Origin of the sequence: Micromonospora sp. AMSO1212t, assembly GCF_008868145.1 — a bacterium.
Taxonomy (GTDB): domain Bacteria; phylum Actinomycetota; class Actinomycetes; order Mycobacteriales; family Micromonosporaceae; genus Micromonospora; species Micromonospora tulbaghiae.
Genome location: NZ_WBKS01000151.1, coordinates 1 through 13,016 on the forward strand (window position 1 = coordinate 1; position 13,016 = coordinate 13,016).

At 72.3% G+C, this 13,016-nt stretch carries 9 protein-coding genes, 1 rRNA gene and 1 pseudogene; 7 read left to right on the top strand and 4 right to left on the bottom strand.

The annotated features are described in order from the left end of the window. The first annotated feature begins 4 nt into the window (after window positions 1–4). Window positions 5–121: ribosomal RNA gene (gene rrf / locus F8279_RS26300) — 5S ribosomal RNA — on the top strand. Window positions 122–211: 90 nt separating this feature from the next. Here the strand turns inward: rrf and F8279_RS26305 are convergent. Further along, window positions 212–889, bottom strand: a complete 678-nt coding sequence (locus F8279_RS26305; protein WP_091421907.1) for a hypothetical protein — start codon at window positions 887–889, stop codon at window positions 212–214. A gap of 69 nt (window positions 890–958) precedes the next feature. Between F8279_RS26305 and F8279_RS26310 the strand changes: the two genes are divergently transcribed. From F8279_RS26310 to F8279_RS26320, 3 genes are read left to right on the top strand one after another with little or no spacing between them, the layout of a single operon-like run. Next, window positions 959–3,577: a valine--tRNA ligase gene (locus F8279_RS26310; protein WP_151501362.1), complete on the top strand. Its 2,619-nt coding sequence runs from the start codon at window positions 959–961 to the stop codon at window positions 3,575–3,577. After that, a complete protein-coding gene (locus tag F8279_RS26315; protein WP_091421901.1) occupies window positions 3,574–4,917 on the top strand; it encodes a folylpolyglutamate synthase/dihydrofolate synthase family protein in 1,344 nt (447 codons plus the stop codon). Before F8279_RS26310 ends, F8279_RS26315 begins: the two co-directional genes overlap by 4 nt. Continuing rightward, on the top strand, window positions 4,914–5,282 hold the full coding sequence (locus F8279_RS26320) for a DUF4233 domain-containing protein (RefSeq protein ID WP_151501363.1): 369 nt from the start codon (window positions 4,914–4,916) through the stop codon (window positions 5,280–5,282). The genes F8279_RS26315 and F8279_RS26320 overlap by 4 nt, the downstream gene beginning before the upstream one ends. Window positions 5,283–5,302: 20 nt before the next feature. On the opposite strand, the gene F8279_RS26325 is transcribed toward F8279_RS26320, so the two are convergent. Further along, window positions 5,303–6,637, bottom strand: a complete 1,335-nt coding sequence (locus tag F8279_RS26325) for a VOC family protein (protein ID WP_151501364.1) — start codon at window positions 6,635–6,637, stop codon at window positions 5,303–5,305. A gap of 145 nt (window positions 6,638–6,782) precedes the next feature. On the opposite strand from F8279_RS26325, the gene ndk reads away from it, so the two are divergent. Next, on the top strand, window positions 6,783–7,208 hold the full coding sequence (gene ndk / locus F8279_RS26330; RefSeq protein WP_091421889.1) for a nucleoside-diphosphate kinase: 426 nt from the start codon (window positions 6,783–6,785) through the stop codon (window positions 7,206–7,208). 60 nt (window positions 7,209–7,268) lie between these two features. Here the strand turns inward: ndk and F8279_RS26335 are convergent, their stop codons facing one another. Further along, on the bottom strand, window positions 7,269–7,709 hold the full coding sequence (locus F8279_RS26335; protein ID WP_151501365.1) for a carboxymuconolactone decarboxylase family protein: 441 nt from the start codon (window positions 7,707–7,709) through the stop codon (window positions 7,269–7,271). Between the two features lie 499 nt (window positions 7,710–8,208). Here F8279_RS26335 and ileS point away from each other — a divergent pair, with 499 nt between their 5' ends. Both ileS and F8279_RS26345 read left to right on the top strand, forming a co-directional pair. After that, complete coding sequence (ileS, locus tag F8279_RS26340; RefSeq protein WP_151501366.1) at window positions 8,209–11,355, top strand: isoleucine--tRNA ligase; 3,147 nt, start codon at window positions 8,209–8,211, stop codon at window positions 11,353–11,355. A gap of 140 nt (window positions 11,356–11,495) precedes the next feature. After that, window positions 11,496–12,218: a 1-acyl-sn-glycerol-3-phosphate acyltransferase gene (locus tag F8279_RS26345; RefSeq protein WP_151501367.1), complete on the top strand. Its 723-nt coding sequence runs from the start codon at window positions 11,496–11,498 to the stop codon at window positions 12,216–12,218. Between the two features lie 4 nt (window positions 12,219–12,222). On the opposite strand, the pseudogene F8279_RS26350 reads toward F8279_RS26345, so the two are convergent. Beyond that, window positions 12,223–13,016: pseudogene (locus tag F8279_RS26350) on the bottom strand (hypothetical protein); the annotation flags it as partial.

Below are 13,016 nucleotides of genomic sequence, written 5' to 3' on the forward strand. Positions count from 1 at the left end.
GAGTTACGGCGGTCATGGCGGAGGGGAAACGCCCGGTAACATTCCGAACCCGGAAGCTAAGCCCTCCAGCGCCGATGGTACTGCACTCGGGAGGGTGTGGGAGAGTAGGACACCGCCGGACAATCTTTCATTCAGGGCCACCCCACACGGGGTGGCCCTGAATTGCGTCCAGCCGGAAAGCCGGCCGGAGCCGGCTCCCGGACGAGCGGGCTCAGCGGCTCTGGACGGACTCGCGGATGTCGCGGAACAGCGCCGCCGCGTCGTCGACCCGGCGGCCCGGGAACATGCCCATCACCACGCTGCCGTGGTCGGCCCACCCGCACACCGCGAAGTCGCCGCCGTCGCCGCTCGTCGTGCCGCACTTCATCACGCCGCCCAGGCGGCCAGCATCCACCTCGCGCAGCCCGGCCACCCGGCCGGTCTCGTCGGCCATCAGACCGAACAGGGTGTCCAGGTCGCGTTCGGGCTGCCAGAGCAGCGTGGTGCCGCCGAACAGCAGCACCGAGCGCTTCGCGTCCCCGCGGTCGGAGTAGACGGCGCCGAAGCCGCGGTCCAGCTCGATGTCGGCGGCCAGCCCGTCGCGCAGGTAGTCGGCTGTGCTGCGGGCCCGCTCGCTGTCGTCCCGCACCAGCCCGGCCACCTCGGCGGGCTGGCCGAGCGTGGTGTCCTTCTGCTGGAGCACCCGCCAGCCGCCCAGCCCGAGCGCGCCGGCGCCGGCCAGCCCGGCCGCGAGCAGGGCAGCCATGATGATCTTCCGACGCCGCGAGACGGGGCGGCGTTCGGGCTCCTGCGCGGGATCGCGGCGGCTCAGCTCGATCGGCTCTTCGGTCAGCTCGACCGGATCGGAACCCCCGTCGACCGGACGCTCGGTGAGATGCGCGTCGGACATGACCGCCACCGTACGCGAATCACAGGTGGTGCACGTCGGGTCCCCGAAAGCGCTCCGTAGACTTTCAGGGTGACCGAGAGACTGGATGCCCGACGCCCCGACGCCCCGACCCCCGCCGGCCAGTACCAGCCCGGCGAGGTAGAGCAGCGACGGTACGAGCAGTGGGTAGCCGGCGGGCACTTCCGGGCGTCGGCGGACAGCGAGAAGCCGCCGTTCACCATCGTCATCCCGCCGCCGAACGTCACCGGCTCGCTGCACATGGGCCACGCGTTCGAGCACACGCTCATGGACGCGCTCACCCGGCGCAAGAAGATGCAGGGATACGAGGCGCTCTGGCTTCCGGGCATGGACCACGCCGGCATCGCCACCCAGAACCTGGTCGAGCGGCAGCTCGCCGGCGAAGGGCTGTCCCGCCACGACCTCGGTCGGGAGAAGTTCGTCGAGCGGGTCTGGCAGTGGAAGGCCGAGTCCGGCGGCGCGATCCTCGGCCAGATGCGCCGGCTGGGCGACGCGGTCGACTGGGACCGCGAGCGGTTCACCATGGACGAGGGCCTGTCCCGGGCCGTGCAGACCATGTTCAAGAAGCTCTTCGACGACGGGCTCATCTACCGGGCCAACCGGATCATCAACTGGTGCCCGCGCTGCCTCACCGCGCTGTCCGACATCGAGGTGGAGCACACCGACGACGAGGGCGAGCTGGTCTCGATCCGCTACGGCGACGAGGTCGTGGTGGCGACCACCCGGGCGGAGACCATGCTCGGTGACACCGCGGTGGCGGTGCACCCGGACGACGAGCGTTACCGGCACCTGATCGGCACCGAGGTGGAGCTGCCGCTCACCGACCGGCGGATCCCGATCGTCGCCGACGAGCACGTCGACCCGAGCTTCGGCACCGGCATGGTCAAGGTGACCCCGGCGCACGACCCGAACGACTTCGAGATCGGCCAGCGGCACGACCTGCCGGCGCTGACGATCATGGACGAGCGCGGCGTCATCACGGCGCCCGGCCCGTTCGAGGGCCTGGACCGGTACGAGGCCCGCCCGGCGATCGTCGCGGCACTGCGCGAGCAGGGCCGGATCGTGGCCGAGAAGCGGCCGTACCTGCACGCCGTGGGGCACTGCTCGCGGTGCAAGACGACAGTCGAGCCGCGGCTGTCGTTGCAGTGGTTCGTCAACACCGCGCCGCTGGCGAAGGCGGCGGGCGACGCGGTGCGCGACGGCCGGGTGAAGATCGAGCCGGCCGAGCTGGCCAAGCGCTACTTCGCCTGGGTCGACAACATGCACGACTGGTGCATCTCCCGCCAGCTCTGGTGGGGCCACCGCATCCCCGTCTGGTACGGCCCGGACGGTCAGATCGTCTGCGTCGGGCCGGACGAGGAGCCGCCGTCCGGCGAGGGCTGGCGGCAGGACGAGGACGTGCTGGACACCTGGTTCTCCAGCGGCCTCTGGCCGTTCTCCACGCTCGGCTGGCCGGAGCAGACTCCGGACCTGGCGAAGTTCTATCCGACCAGCGTGCTGGTCACCGGCTACGACATCCTGTTCTTCTGGGTCGCCCGGATGATGATGTTCGGCCTGTACGCGATGGACGGTGTGCAGCCGTTCGACGTGGTGGCGCTGCACGGCATGGTCCGTGACGAGCACGGCAAGAAGATGTCGAAGTCGTTCGGCAACGTGGTGGACCCGCTCGACTGGATCGACCGGTTCGGCGCCGACGCCACCCGGTTCACGCTCGCCCGGGGCGCCAACCCCGGCCAGGACGTGCCGGTCAGCGAGGAGTGGTGCCAGGGCTCCCGCAACTTCTGCAACAAGCTCTGGAACGCCACCCGGTTCGCGTTGCTCAACGGCGCGCACACCGACGGCCCGCTGCCGGACGCCGCTGACCTCTCCACCGTCGACAGGTGGATCCTGTCCCGGCTGGCGCACGTCACCGCCGAGGTGGACGAGCAGTTCGAGGCGTACGAGTTCGCGAAGGTCTGCGACCTGCTCTACCACTTCGCGTGGGACGACGTCTGCGACTGGTACGTGGAGCTGAGCAAGCCGGTGCTCGCCGAGGGTGGCCCGGCCGCCGACGCCACCCGCCGGGTGCTCGGGCACGTGCTGGACCAGCTCCTGCGGTTGCTGCACCCGGTCATCCCGTTCGTCACCGACGAGCTGTGGTCCGCGCTCAGCGGCGGCGAGACGGTGCTGACGGCGTCCTGGCCGGTCGCCGACCGTACCCTGATCGACGACGCCGCGGAGGGCGAGGTCGCCACCCTTGCGCGGGTGGTGACCGAGGTCCGGCGGTTCCGCTCGGACCAGGGGCTGCGGCCGACCCAGCGGGTCGTCGCCCGGCTCGACGGCCTGGCCGGCGCGGGCATCGCGGCGCACGAGCCGCTGGTCCGCGCGCTGGCCCGGCTCGACGCGCCCGGCGACGACTTCCAGGCCAGCGCCACGCTGGCCATGCCCGGCGCGGTGAGCGTCGCGCTGGACACCCGCGGCTCGATCGACGTGGCCGCCGAGCGCGCCCGGCTCACCAAGGACCGGGCGGCAGCCGAGAAGGAGGCCACCCAGGCGCGGGCGAAGCTGGACAATCCGGCCTTCGTCGGCAAGGCGCCCGAGCCGGTGGTGGCGAAGATCCGTGAACGGCTGGCGGTGGCCGAGGCGGACCTGGTCCGGATCGACGCCGCCCTGGAGGCGCTTCCCTCATGAGCGAACGCACCGACCGCACCGCGTTCGCCGAGGTGGACGCCGCGCTCACCGCGCGCGGCTTCACCCGCATGCGCTTCGAGCTGGAGAAGATCGAGACCCTGCTCGACCTGCTGGGCAGCCCGCAGCGGGCGTACCCGTCGATTCACCTGACCGGCACCAACGGCAAGACCTCGACGGCCCGGATGATCGACTCGCTGCTGCGGGCGTTCGGGCTGCACACCGGCCGCTACACCAGCCCGCACCTGGAGACCGTCCGGGAGCGGATCAGCCTGGACGGCGAGCCGGTGAGCGAGGATCGGTTCGTGTCCACGTACCGCGAGATCGCGCCGCTGGCCGAGTTGGTCGACCAGCGGTTCGCGGAGCCGCTGACGTACTTCGACATGACCACCGCGCTGGCGTTCGCCACGTTCGCGGACGCGCCCGTCGACGTGGCGGTGGTGGAGGTCGGGCTCGGTGGCGCGGAGGACGCGACGAACGTGATCCAGGCCGGCGTCGCCGTGATCACCCCGATCGGGCTGGACCACACCGAGTGGCTCGGCGACACGATCGAGGACATCGCGCTGCACAAGGCGGGCATCATCCACCCCGGCGCCACGGTGATCGCGGCGGCGCAGGAGGAGGAGGCGGCCCGCCCGATCCTGGAGCGCTGTGCCGAGGTCAACGCCACCGTCGCGCGCGAGGGCGCCGAGTTCGGCGTGCTGCGCCGCGCGGTCGCGGTCGGCGGCCAGGTGCTGACCATCCAGGGCCTGGGCGGGGTGTACGAGGAGATCTTCATCCCGCTGCACGGCGCACACCAGGCGCAGAACGCGGCGGTGGCGCTGGCCGCCGTGGAGGCGTTCCTCGGTGCCGGGGCCCGGCGGCAGCTCGACATCGAGGCGGTCCGCGAGGGCTTCGCCGCGACCAGTTCGCCGGGCCGGCTGGAGCGGGTGCGTACCGCCCCGACGGTGCTGCTCGACGGCGCGCACAACCCGCACGGCATGGCCGCCACGGTCGCCGCCGTGCAGGAGGAGTTCGCGTTCAGCAAGCTCGTCGGCGTGCTGGCGGTGCTCGGCGACAAGGACGCGGCGAGCCTGCTCGAACTGCTCGAACCGGTGCTCGACTCGATCGTGGTGGCGGAGAACAGCTCGCCCCGGGCGATGCCCGTGGACGAGCTGGCCGAGCTGGCGCGGGAGATCTTCGGGCCGGAGCGGGTGCAGGCGACCCGGGAGATGCCGGACGCCATCGAGGCGGCGGTGGCGGAGGCCGAGTCCGACGTGCCGGGCGAGCTGTCCGGGGTGGGCGTGCTGGTCACCGGATCGGTGGTGACAGTGGCCGACGCCCGCCGGCTGCTCAAGCGATGACCGGCCCGGAGCAGCCCGACGGCGTCCGCCGGTCGGGGTTGCGGAACCCGGACAAGGCGGTACGCGGGCTGGGCGCCGGCACCATGTCGCTGGAGGCGCTGGTGCTGCTGCTGGCCATCCAGCCGATCCGGGTGGTCGGCGGTGACCTGAGCGGCGCGGCGATCGGCGCGATCGTGGCGCTGGCGGTCGCCTGCGTGGTGCTCGCCGGCATGATGCGCCGCCCCTGGGCGTGGCACGCCGGCACCGTGATCCAGGGCCTGCTGCTGCTCTCCGGGCTGCTGCACTGGTCGCTGTTCGCGCTCGGGGTGATGTTCGCGCTGGTGTGGGCGTACGCGCTGCACGTGCGGCGGGTCATCCTCGGCTGAGGACGGCCGCCGCCTACAGCTCAGGCGTCGGCCAGCGTGCGCCACTGCGTCAGCGCGACGCCGTGGCCGTCGGGGTCGCGGAAGGCCGCCGCCCACACCTCCAGCTTGGTGCCCCGGTTGACCACGCGCGGCGCGTAGGTGAACCGGACGCCGGAGTCGCGCAGCCGCTCGTACGCCCCCTGGATGTCGTCCACCTCCAGGTTGACGTGCACCAGGCGGCGGCTGATCGGCGCGGCGCCGGTCACCCGGCGCAGCACCAGCCGGGTCGGCCCGGAGGAGAGCACGGCGTTGCCCTCGCCCCGGTCCAGCTCGTCGAAGCCGAGTTCGCGGTAGAAGCCGAGGGACCGGTCCAGGTCGGCGACGAGCAGCGTGATGCCGACGCCGCTGATCGGGCTGGCCAGCTCGTCGGGCTCGGCCGCGCCCGCCGGGCCGAAGATCGCCTCGTCCAGCTCCTCGGCGGTCGGCGGCGCCTCGGAGCGCCGAGACGTGTCGGAGGGGTCGTCCAGCGGCACGTCGATCGGGTCGGGCAGGGTGTCGCCCGGCCCGCTGGCGGCCGGCCCGCTGTCGACGAGCACGGTCTCGACCGGCACCGCGTCGGCCGGCTCCTCGGCCGGCGAGCGGGGCGCCGGAGCGCGGTGGGGGAGCGGGCCGGGGCCGGCCGTGCGGTCGGCCCGTTCGACGAGCTGTCCCTCCAGCACCACCGGGCCGCCGGGGCTCTGGTGCAGCACCACCGGCTCGCGTTCCTCGGCCCGGGGCGGCACGTCGTCCAGGTACGGGTCCGGTGCGGGCGGATAGTCGTCGCGGAAGTCGTCCTCCGGCGCGCGCCCGGCCCACGGGGGCGCCTCCTGCGCGATCAGCGGCTCGTCCAGCGGGTCCGGCTCGGCGGCGTACTCGGGCGGCAGGTCGGCGACCGCGGCGGCGCTCTCCGCGTGCGTGGGCACCTCGTCCCAGAGCACGCGTACGTGCCGCTGGTCGTCGAGCGCCACCCGGACCGGCAGAGCCTGGCCCAGCGAGGGCCACTTGGCGACCGGCACCCGAGGCTCGATGATCTTCTTGGAGCGGGGCGGCAGCCCCGGCGCGTCGATGACCAGTTGCAGCTCGCAGCGGCCGAACGCGTACTGGGTGGGTGGTTCGGAGGCGCTGTGCACGTGCCCCAGGCCGATCACCCAGGTGCGGCCGCCGCCGCGTACCGTGGCCAGGGCGATCGCCAGCACCAGCAGCGCGAGGCCGAGCGCCACGATGGCCCAGCTGGTCATGCCGAGCCCGAACACGGTCACGAAGGTGGCGACGGTGCCCAGCACCGCCCCGATCAGTTTGCGTACCGGCGCGATCGTGCGGTTCCCGCCATTCGCCACAGTGGACCTCCCAGGGGTTCCAGGGCCAGGCTAGGCCGCCGCGGCGGGCCAGGGAAGACGCAGCCGCCGCGCCGGCGCCGGGACCGGGTCGCTACGCTGACCGTACCCAGCCGAACCCCGTTTGAGTGCGCAGGAGGAACCCAGCGTGTCCAGCAGCAGCCCGGACGAGCGGACGCTCGTACTGATCAAGCCCGACGCGGTCCGCCGCGGTCTGGTGGGCGAGATCCTGTCCCGTTTCGAGCGCAAGGGCCTGCGGATCGACGCGATGGTGAGCCGGACCATGGACGGCGGCTTCGCCGACCAGCACTACGCCGAGCACGTCGACAAGCCGTTCTACCCGCCGCTGAAGACGTTCATGACCAGCGGCCCGCTCGTGGCGCTCGTGCTCTCCGGCGACCAGGTAATCGAGGTGGTGCGCGCGATGATCGGCAGCACCGACGGCCGCAAGGCCACCGCCGGCACCATCCGTGGTGACCTGTCGCTGTCGAACCGGGAGAACCTGGTGCACGCCTCCGACTCGGCGGACAGCGCCAAGCGCGAGATCGCGCTCTGGTTCCCCGAGCTGGCCTGACCGACGCGCCGACGGCCCCGGCCCGCGACTGGCGGGACCGGGGCCGTCGTGTGTCAGCCGTCAGACCGACGCCGGCGGCTGCGTCTGGCAGGTCACCGCGACCCGGTTCCACACGTTGATGGTGGCGATCGCCATCACCAGGTCCGCCAGCTCCTTCTCCGACCACACCTTCGCCGCGGCGTCCCAGACGTCGTCCGGCACGCCGTGCTCGCCGAGCCGGGTCACCGCGTCGGTGAGGGCCAGCGCGGCCCGCTCCCGCTCGTCGAAGAACGGGGCCTCGCGCCACGCCGCGACCGCGAACAGCCGGCGGCTGTCCTCACCGGCCGCCAGCGCGTCGCGGCTGTGCATGTCCACGCAGAACGCGCAGCCGTTGCGCATCGACGCCCGCAGCTTCACCAGCTCCAGCACGGTGTGGTCCACGTTCGCCCGGACGTACTTCTCCATGCCCAGCACGGCCTGGTACGCCTCGGGCGCCACCGCCGCCATGTCCATCCGGCTCATCGCCGCCTCCTTGAGGTTCGGGTACGCGGACAGGACGGGGCACGGCGGGTGCGGTGTGACGGCACAGCGGTGTGACGGTGGTCATGGCGTGCCCCGCGCCAGCCTGGCCGTCGGCGCCGGAGACTGCGTCGATCATGAGGTTGGCGGCGAAATCGGAGATCGACATCGCCGTCAACCTCATGATCGACGGGGTTGGGGCCCTGGGCCGGGGTGGCGGGATACTCGGCGGCGCGGCGGGTGGGGGTCGAGTACGCTTGACGGGCACAGGCGACGACCCGGCCATCACCGGCGAGCCTCCGGAAGAACGGCCGGGTCACCGGCTCAGTAGAACCGGACGGGACCGGCCCGTCACAGCCGGCCAACGAGCGGGCGGTCGCACCTCGGCCGCCAAGCGGGGTGGTACCGCGGGCCACGCCCGGGACGCCGGTCACGGCGTACCGGATTCGGCTCGTCCTCGCAGACCACGGACGAGTGAGCTGCTGAGGGAGAGCGACAGGCGATGGCCTATCCGTTGCACGACCCGACCGGTGCCGGTGTCCCGGCGAGCCCGGACCTGCCCGCGGTCGAGCGCCGGGTGCTGGAGCACTGGACGGCCGACAAGACCTTCGAGGCGTCCGTCGAGGCCCGCGACGCCGGCCGGAACGGCGAGAACGAGTACGTCTTCTACGACGGCCCGCCGTTCGCCAACGGGCTGCCGCACTACGGCCACCTCTTCACCGGCTACGTCAAGGACGTGGTGCCGCGCTACCAGACCATGCGCGGGCGGCACGTCGAGCGCCGGTTCGGCTGGGACTGCCACGGCCTGCCGGCCGAGGTGGTGGCCGAGAAGCAGCTCGGCATCACCAGCAAGGCGGAGATCCTCGACCTCGGCGTGGCCCGGTTCAACGACGCCTGCCGCACCTCGGTGCTGGAGTTCACCCACGACTGGGAGCGGTACGTCACCCGGCAGGCCCGCTGGGTCGACTTCGCCAACGACTACAAGACGCTCGACCTGGACTACATGGAAAGCGTCATGTGGGCCTTCAAGACCCTGCACGACAAGGGCCTGGTCTACGAGGGCTTCCGGGTGCTCGCGTACTGCTGGCGGTGCGAGACGCCGCTGTCGAACACCGAGACCCGGATGGACGACGTCTACCGGGACCGGCACGACCCGACGCTCACCGTCTGGTTCGAGCTGACCGCCGACGAGAACGCGCCGGAGCCGCTGCGCGGGCCGGTCAAGCTGGGCGTCTGGACCACCACGCCGTGGACGCTGCCGTCGAACCTGGCGCTCGCCGTCGGCCCCGACATCGAGTACGCGCTGCTGGAGCGCGACGGCGAGCGCTACGTCGTCGGCGCCGCGCGCCTCGGCGCGTACGCCAAGGAACTGGAGGGGTACGAGCAGGTCGGCACCGTGTACGGCCGCGACCTGGTCGGACGCCGCTACACGCCGCTCTACGACTTCCTGGTCGAGCCGGCCGGCCCGAACGCCTACCAGGTGCTCGGCGCGGACTTCGTCACCACCGAGGACGGCACCGGCATCGTCCACCTGGCCCCCGCCTTCGGTGAGGACGACCAGAACACCTGCAACGCCGCCGGCATCCCCACCGTCGTGACCGTGGACGACCACACCCGGTTCACCGCGCTGGTCCCGCCGTACCAGGGCGAGCAGGTCTTCGACGTGAACAAGCCGGTGATCCGGGAGCTGAAGGAGCGGGGGGTGGTGCTGCGGCAGGACACCTACACCCACTCGTACCCGCACTGCTGGCGCTGCGACACTCCGCTGGTCTACAAGGCGGTGTCGTCGTGGTTCGTCGCGGTGACGAAGTTCAAGGACCGGATGGTCGAGCTGAACCAGCAGATCAACTGGACCCCCGGGCACATCAAGGACGGCTCGTTCGGCAAGTGGCTGGCGAACGCCCGGGACTGGTCGATCAGCCGGAACCGGTTCTGGGGCTCGCCGATCCCGGTGTGGCGCTCGGACGACCCGAACCATCCGCGGGTCGACGTGTACGGCTCGCTGGCCGACATCGAGCGTGACTTCGGCGTACGCCTGACCGACCTGCACCGGCCGGCGGTGGACGACCTGGTCCGCCCGAACCCGGACGACCCGACGGGCAAGTCGATGATGCGCCGGGTGCCGGAGGTGCTGGACTGCTGGTTCGAGTCCGGCTCGATGCCGTTCGCCCAGGTGCACTACCCGTTCGAGAACCGCGAGTGGTTCGAGCACCACTACCCGGGTGACTTCATCGTCGAGTACATCGGCCAGACCCGCGGCTGGTTCTACACCATGCACGTGCTGGCCACCGCGCTGTTCGACCGGCCGGCGTTCCGCAACTGCCTGAGCCACGGCATCCTGCTCGGCTCGGACGGGCGCAAGATGTCCAAGAGTCTGCGCAACTACCCGGACGTCTACCACGTGTTCGACTCCTACGGGTCGGACGCGATGCGGTGGATGCTGATGTCCTCGCCGGTGCTGCGCGGCGGCGACATGGCGGTCACCGAGCCGGGCATCCGGGACGCGGTGCGCCAGGTGCTGCTGCCGCTGTGGAACGTCTGGTACTTCTTCTCGCTCTACGCCAACGCCGACGGCCACACCGCCCGTCGCCGCACCGACTCCACGCACGTGCTCGACCGGTACGTGCTGGCGAAGACGAACGAGCTGGTGGCGACCGTCGGCGCGCAGATGGACGCGTACGACATCTCCGGTGCGTGCGCGACAGTCCGGTCCTACCTGGACGCGCTCACCAACTGGTACGTGCGCCGGTCCCGGGACCGGTTCTGGGCCGGCGACGCGGACGCGTTCGACACGCTGTGGACCGTGCTGGAGACGCTGTGCCGGGTGGTGGCGCCGCTGGCGCCGCTGACCGCCGAGGAGATCTGGCGCGGGCTGACCGGCGAGCGGTCGGTGCACCTGACCGACTGGCCGCAGGCCGAGGAGTTCCCGGCCGACCACGAGCTGGTCTCCGCGATGGACAACGTCCGGGCGGTCGCCTCGGCGGCGCTGTCGCTGCGCAAGGCCAAGGGCCTGCGGGTGCGGCTGCCGCTGGCGACGCTCACCGTGGCGTCGCCCGTCGCCGCCCAGCTGCGGCCCTTCGCCGACCTGGTCGCCGACGAGGTCAACGTGAAGGAGGTCGTGCTCTCCGACGAGGTGTCCGCGTACTGCCAGCAGGTGCTCACCGTGGTGCCGCGGGCGCTCGGCCCGCGCGTCGGCAAGGCCGTCCAGCAGGTGATCAAGGCGGTCAAGGCGGGGGAGTGGGAGCTGCGCGACGGCGCCCCGGTCGCCGCCGGGGTCACGCTCGCCGAGGGCGAGTACGAGCTGCGCCTGGTCGCCGCCGACGCCGAGCACTCCGCGCCGCTGCCCGGCGGTGAGGGAGTGGTCGTGCTGGACACCGAGGTGACGCCGGAACTGGCCGCCGAAGGGCTGGCCCGGGACGTGGTCCGGGTCGTGCAGCAGGCCCGCCGGGACGCCGGCCTCGACGTCTCCGACCGGATCACGGTGGCCGTCTCCGCCTCCGAGGAGGTACGCGCGGCGGTCGCCGCGTACACCGAGTTCGTGGCCCGGGAGGTGCTCGCCGACAGCATCGACTTCGCCGAGGGCCTCGACGGCTTCGACGGCGAGGCGGGCGAGGGCGAGCGCGTGACCGTGACGGTCCGCAAGGTGTGAGCGGACCGGGCCCTCCTGCACCCCTCGGGTGGAGGAGGGCCCGGCCCCAGCGAGTGGACTGCGAGCCACCCGCTCGGTGGCGGACGGCCGCGTCGGCTACCGTGACAGCGCCTGTTTCACGTACGACCGCCGGAGGACCCGTGCCCCTGCTCTACACCATCGGCAAGCTCACCGTGGCGCCCACGCTCCGGTTGGCCTTCCGTCCGCACGTGGAGGGTTTGGAGCACATCCCGGCGACCGGCGGCGCGATCTTCGCCAGCAACCACCTCTCCGTCGCCGACGAACTGCTCCTCGGCACCGTGGTGCCCCGCCACCTGGCGTTCTGGGCCAAGTCGGAATACTTCAACGGCACCGGGCTCAAGGGCGGCTTCTCCAAGTTCGTGCTCACCGGCCTGGGCGCGATCCCGGTCGAGCGGGCCGGCGGCCGCGCCGCGCTCACCGCGTTCGACGCGGCGATCCCGGTGCTCAAGGCCGGCGACCTGGTCGCCGTCTACCCGGAGGGCACCCGCTCCCCGGACGGGCGGCTCTACCGCGGGCGTACCGGCACCGTCCGGCTGGCGATCGCCGCCGGTGTGCCGATCATCCCGGTCGGCGTGACCGGCACCGACAAGGCCCAGCCGATCGGTACACGGATCCCGCGACCGGGCCGCGCCAAGATCACCATCAAGTTCGGCAAGCCGCTGGACTTCAGCGGCCGTCCTGACGACCGCACGTCGCTGCGCGCCATGACCGACGAGATGATGGCCGAGATCCAGAAGCTCAGCGGCCAGGAGTACGTCCCGCGCTACGCCCCGAAGCGCGCCAACCAGGCCACCGGCGACCAGACCGGCGGGGAGCAGGCCGGCGGGGAGCAGACCGCCTGAGCGGTTACGACTTCGGCACCACCACGCGCTGGCGCAGGTCGTTCAGCAGCCGCCCGCTGTCGTCCACCGAGAGCCGGGTGAACACACCGGTGGTGAGGCTGCCGTGGTCGGCCGAGACGCAGACCACCACCGAGTCGCCGTCCGCCCGGCCGACGGCGCAGCGCTCGTGGCGCCCCCGTACGCCCGTGTCCACGGTTACCGACTCCTTCAGGGCGTAGTCCCCGGCCAGACGGTCGAGTTCCGCCTTGGCGTCCGACTCCGGGCTGAACCGCAGGCCGGTGCTGCCGAACAACGTCACCCGCTTGCCGTCACTCGTGCTGTAGATGCCGGCGAAGGTGTCCTCGGCGAGCAGGTTCGACTCGCGTACCTGGGATTTCAGCTCCTCGGCGGCGGCCCGGCTGCTGTCGTCCTGGCGTAGCCGCATGGAGTCGATCTGGTCCGGGAGGGTGGCGCTGGCCGGGTACTGGCTGGAGATCGGCTGGAACCACCAGAGCGGGAGGCCGCAGCAGCAGGCCACGGAGAGCAGCAGCACCCAGGGCCAGCGGCGCCGGCGGCGGGTCCGCTTGGGCGGCTGCTGCCAGCCCGGTGGCGGCGCGACCGGCGGTCCGGCCTTGCCCCGGCGCTGCTTCGGCGGCCGGCCGGGCTTCGCCGGCGGCGCGACCGACGTCGGCGGCGGCAGGGGCCGGGCGGCCGGCGGACCGGGGTGGTGCGGCGGCGAGACCGGCCGGGCCGGTCCGGGGTACGGCGGGCTGTGCGGCGGTGGCGAGACCGGCCGGGCGGGCCCGGTCTCACCGCCGC

Coding starts and splice junctions, on each gene's coding strand:
- F8279_RS26305 (WP_091421907.1), bottom strand. CDS start 889: ATGTCCGACGCGCATCTCACCGAGCGTCCGGTCGACGGGGGTTCCGAT.
- F8279_RS26335 (WP_151501365.1), bottom strand. CDS start 7,709: ATGAGCCGGATGGACATGGCGGCGGTGGCGCCCGAGGCGTACCAGGCC.
- F8279_RS26320 (WP_151501363.1), top strand. CDS start 4,914: ATGACCGGCCCGGAGCAGCCCGACGGCGTCCGCCGGTCGGGGTTGCGG.
- ileS (WP_151501366.1), top strand. CDS start 8,209: ATGGCCTATCCGTTGCACGACCCGACCGGTGCCGGTGTCCCGGCGAGC.
- F8279_RS26315 (WP_091421901.1), top strand. CDS start 3,574: ATGAGCGAACGCACCGACCGCACCGCGTTCGCCGAGGTGGACGCCGCG.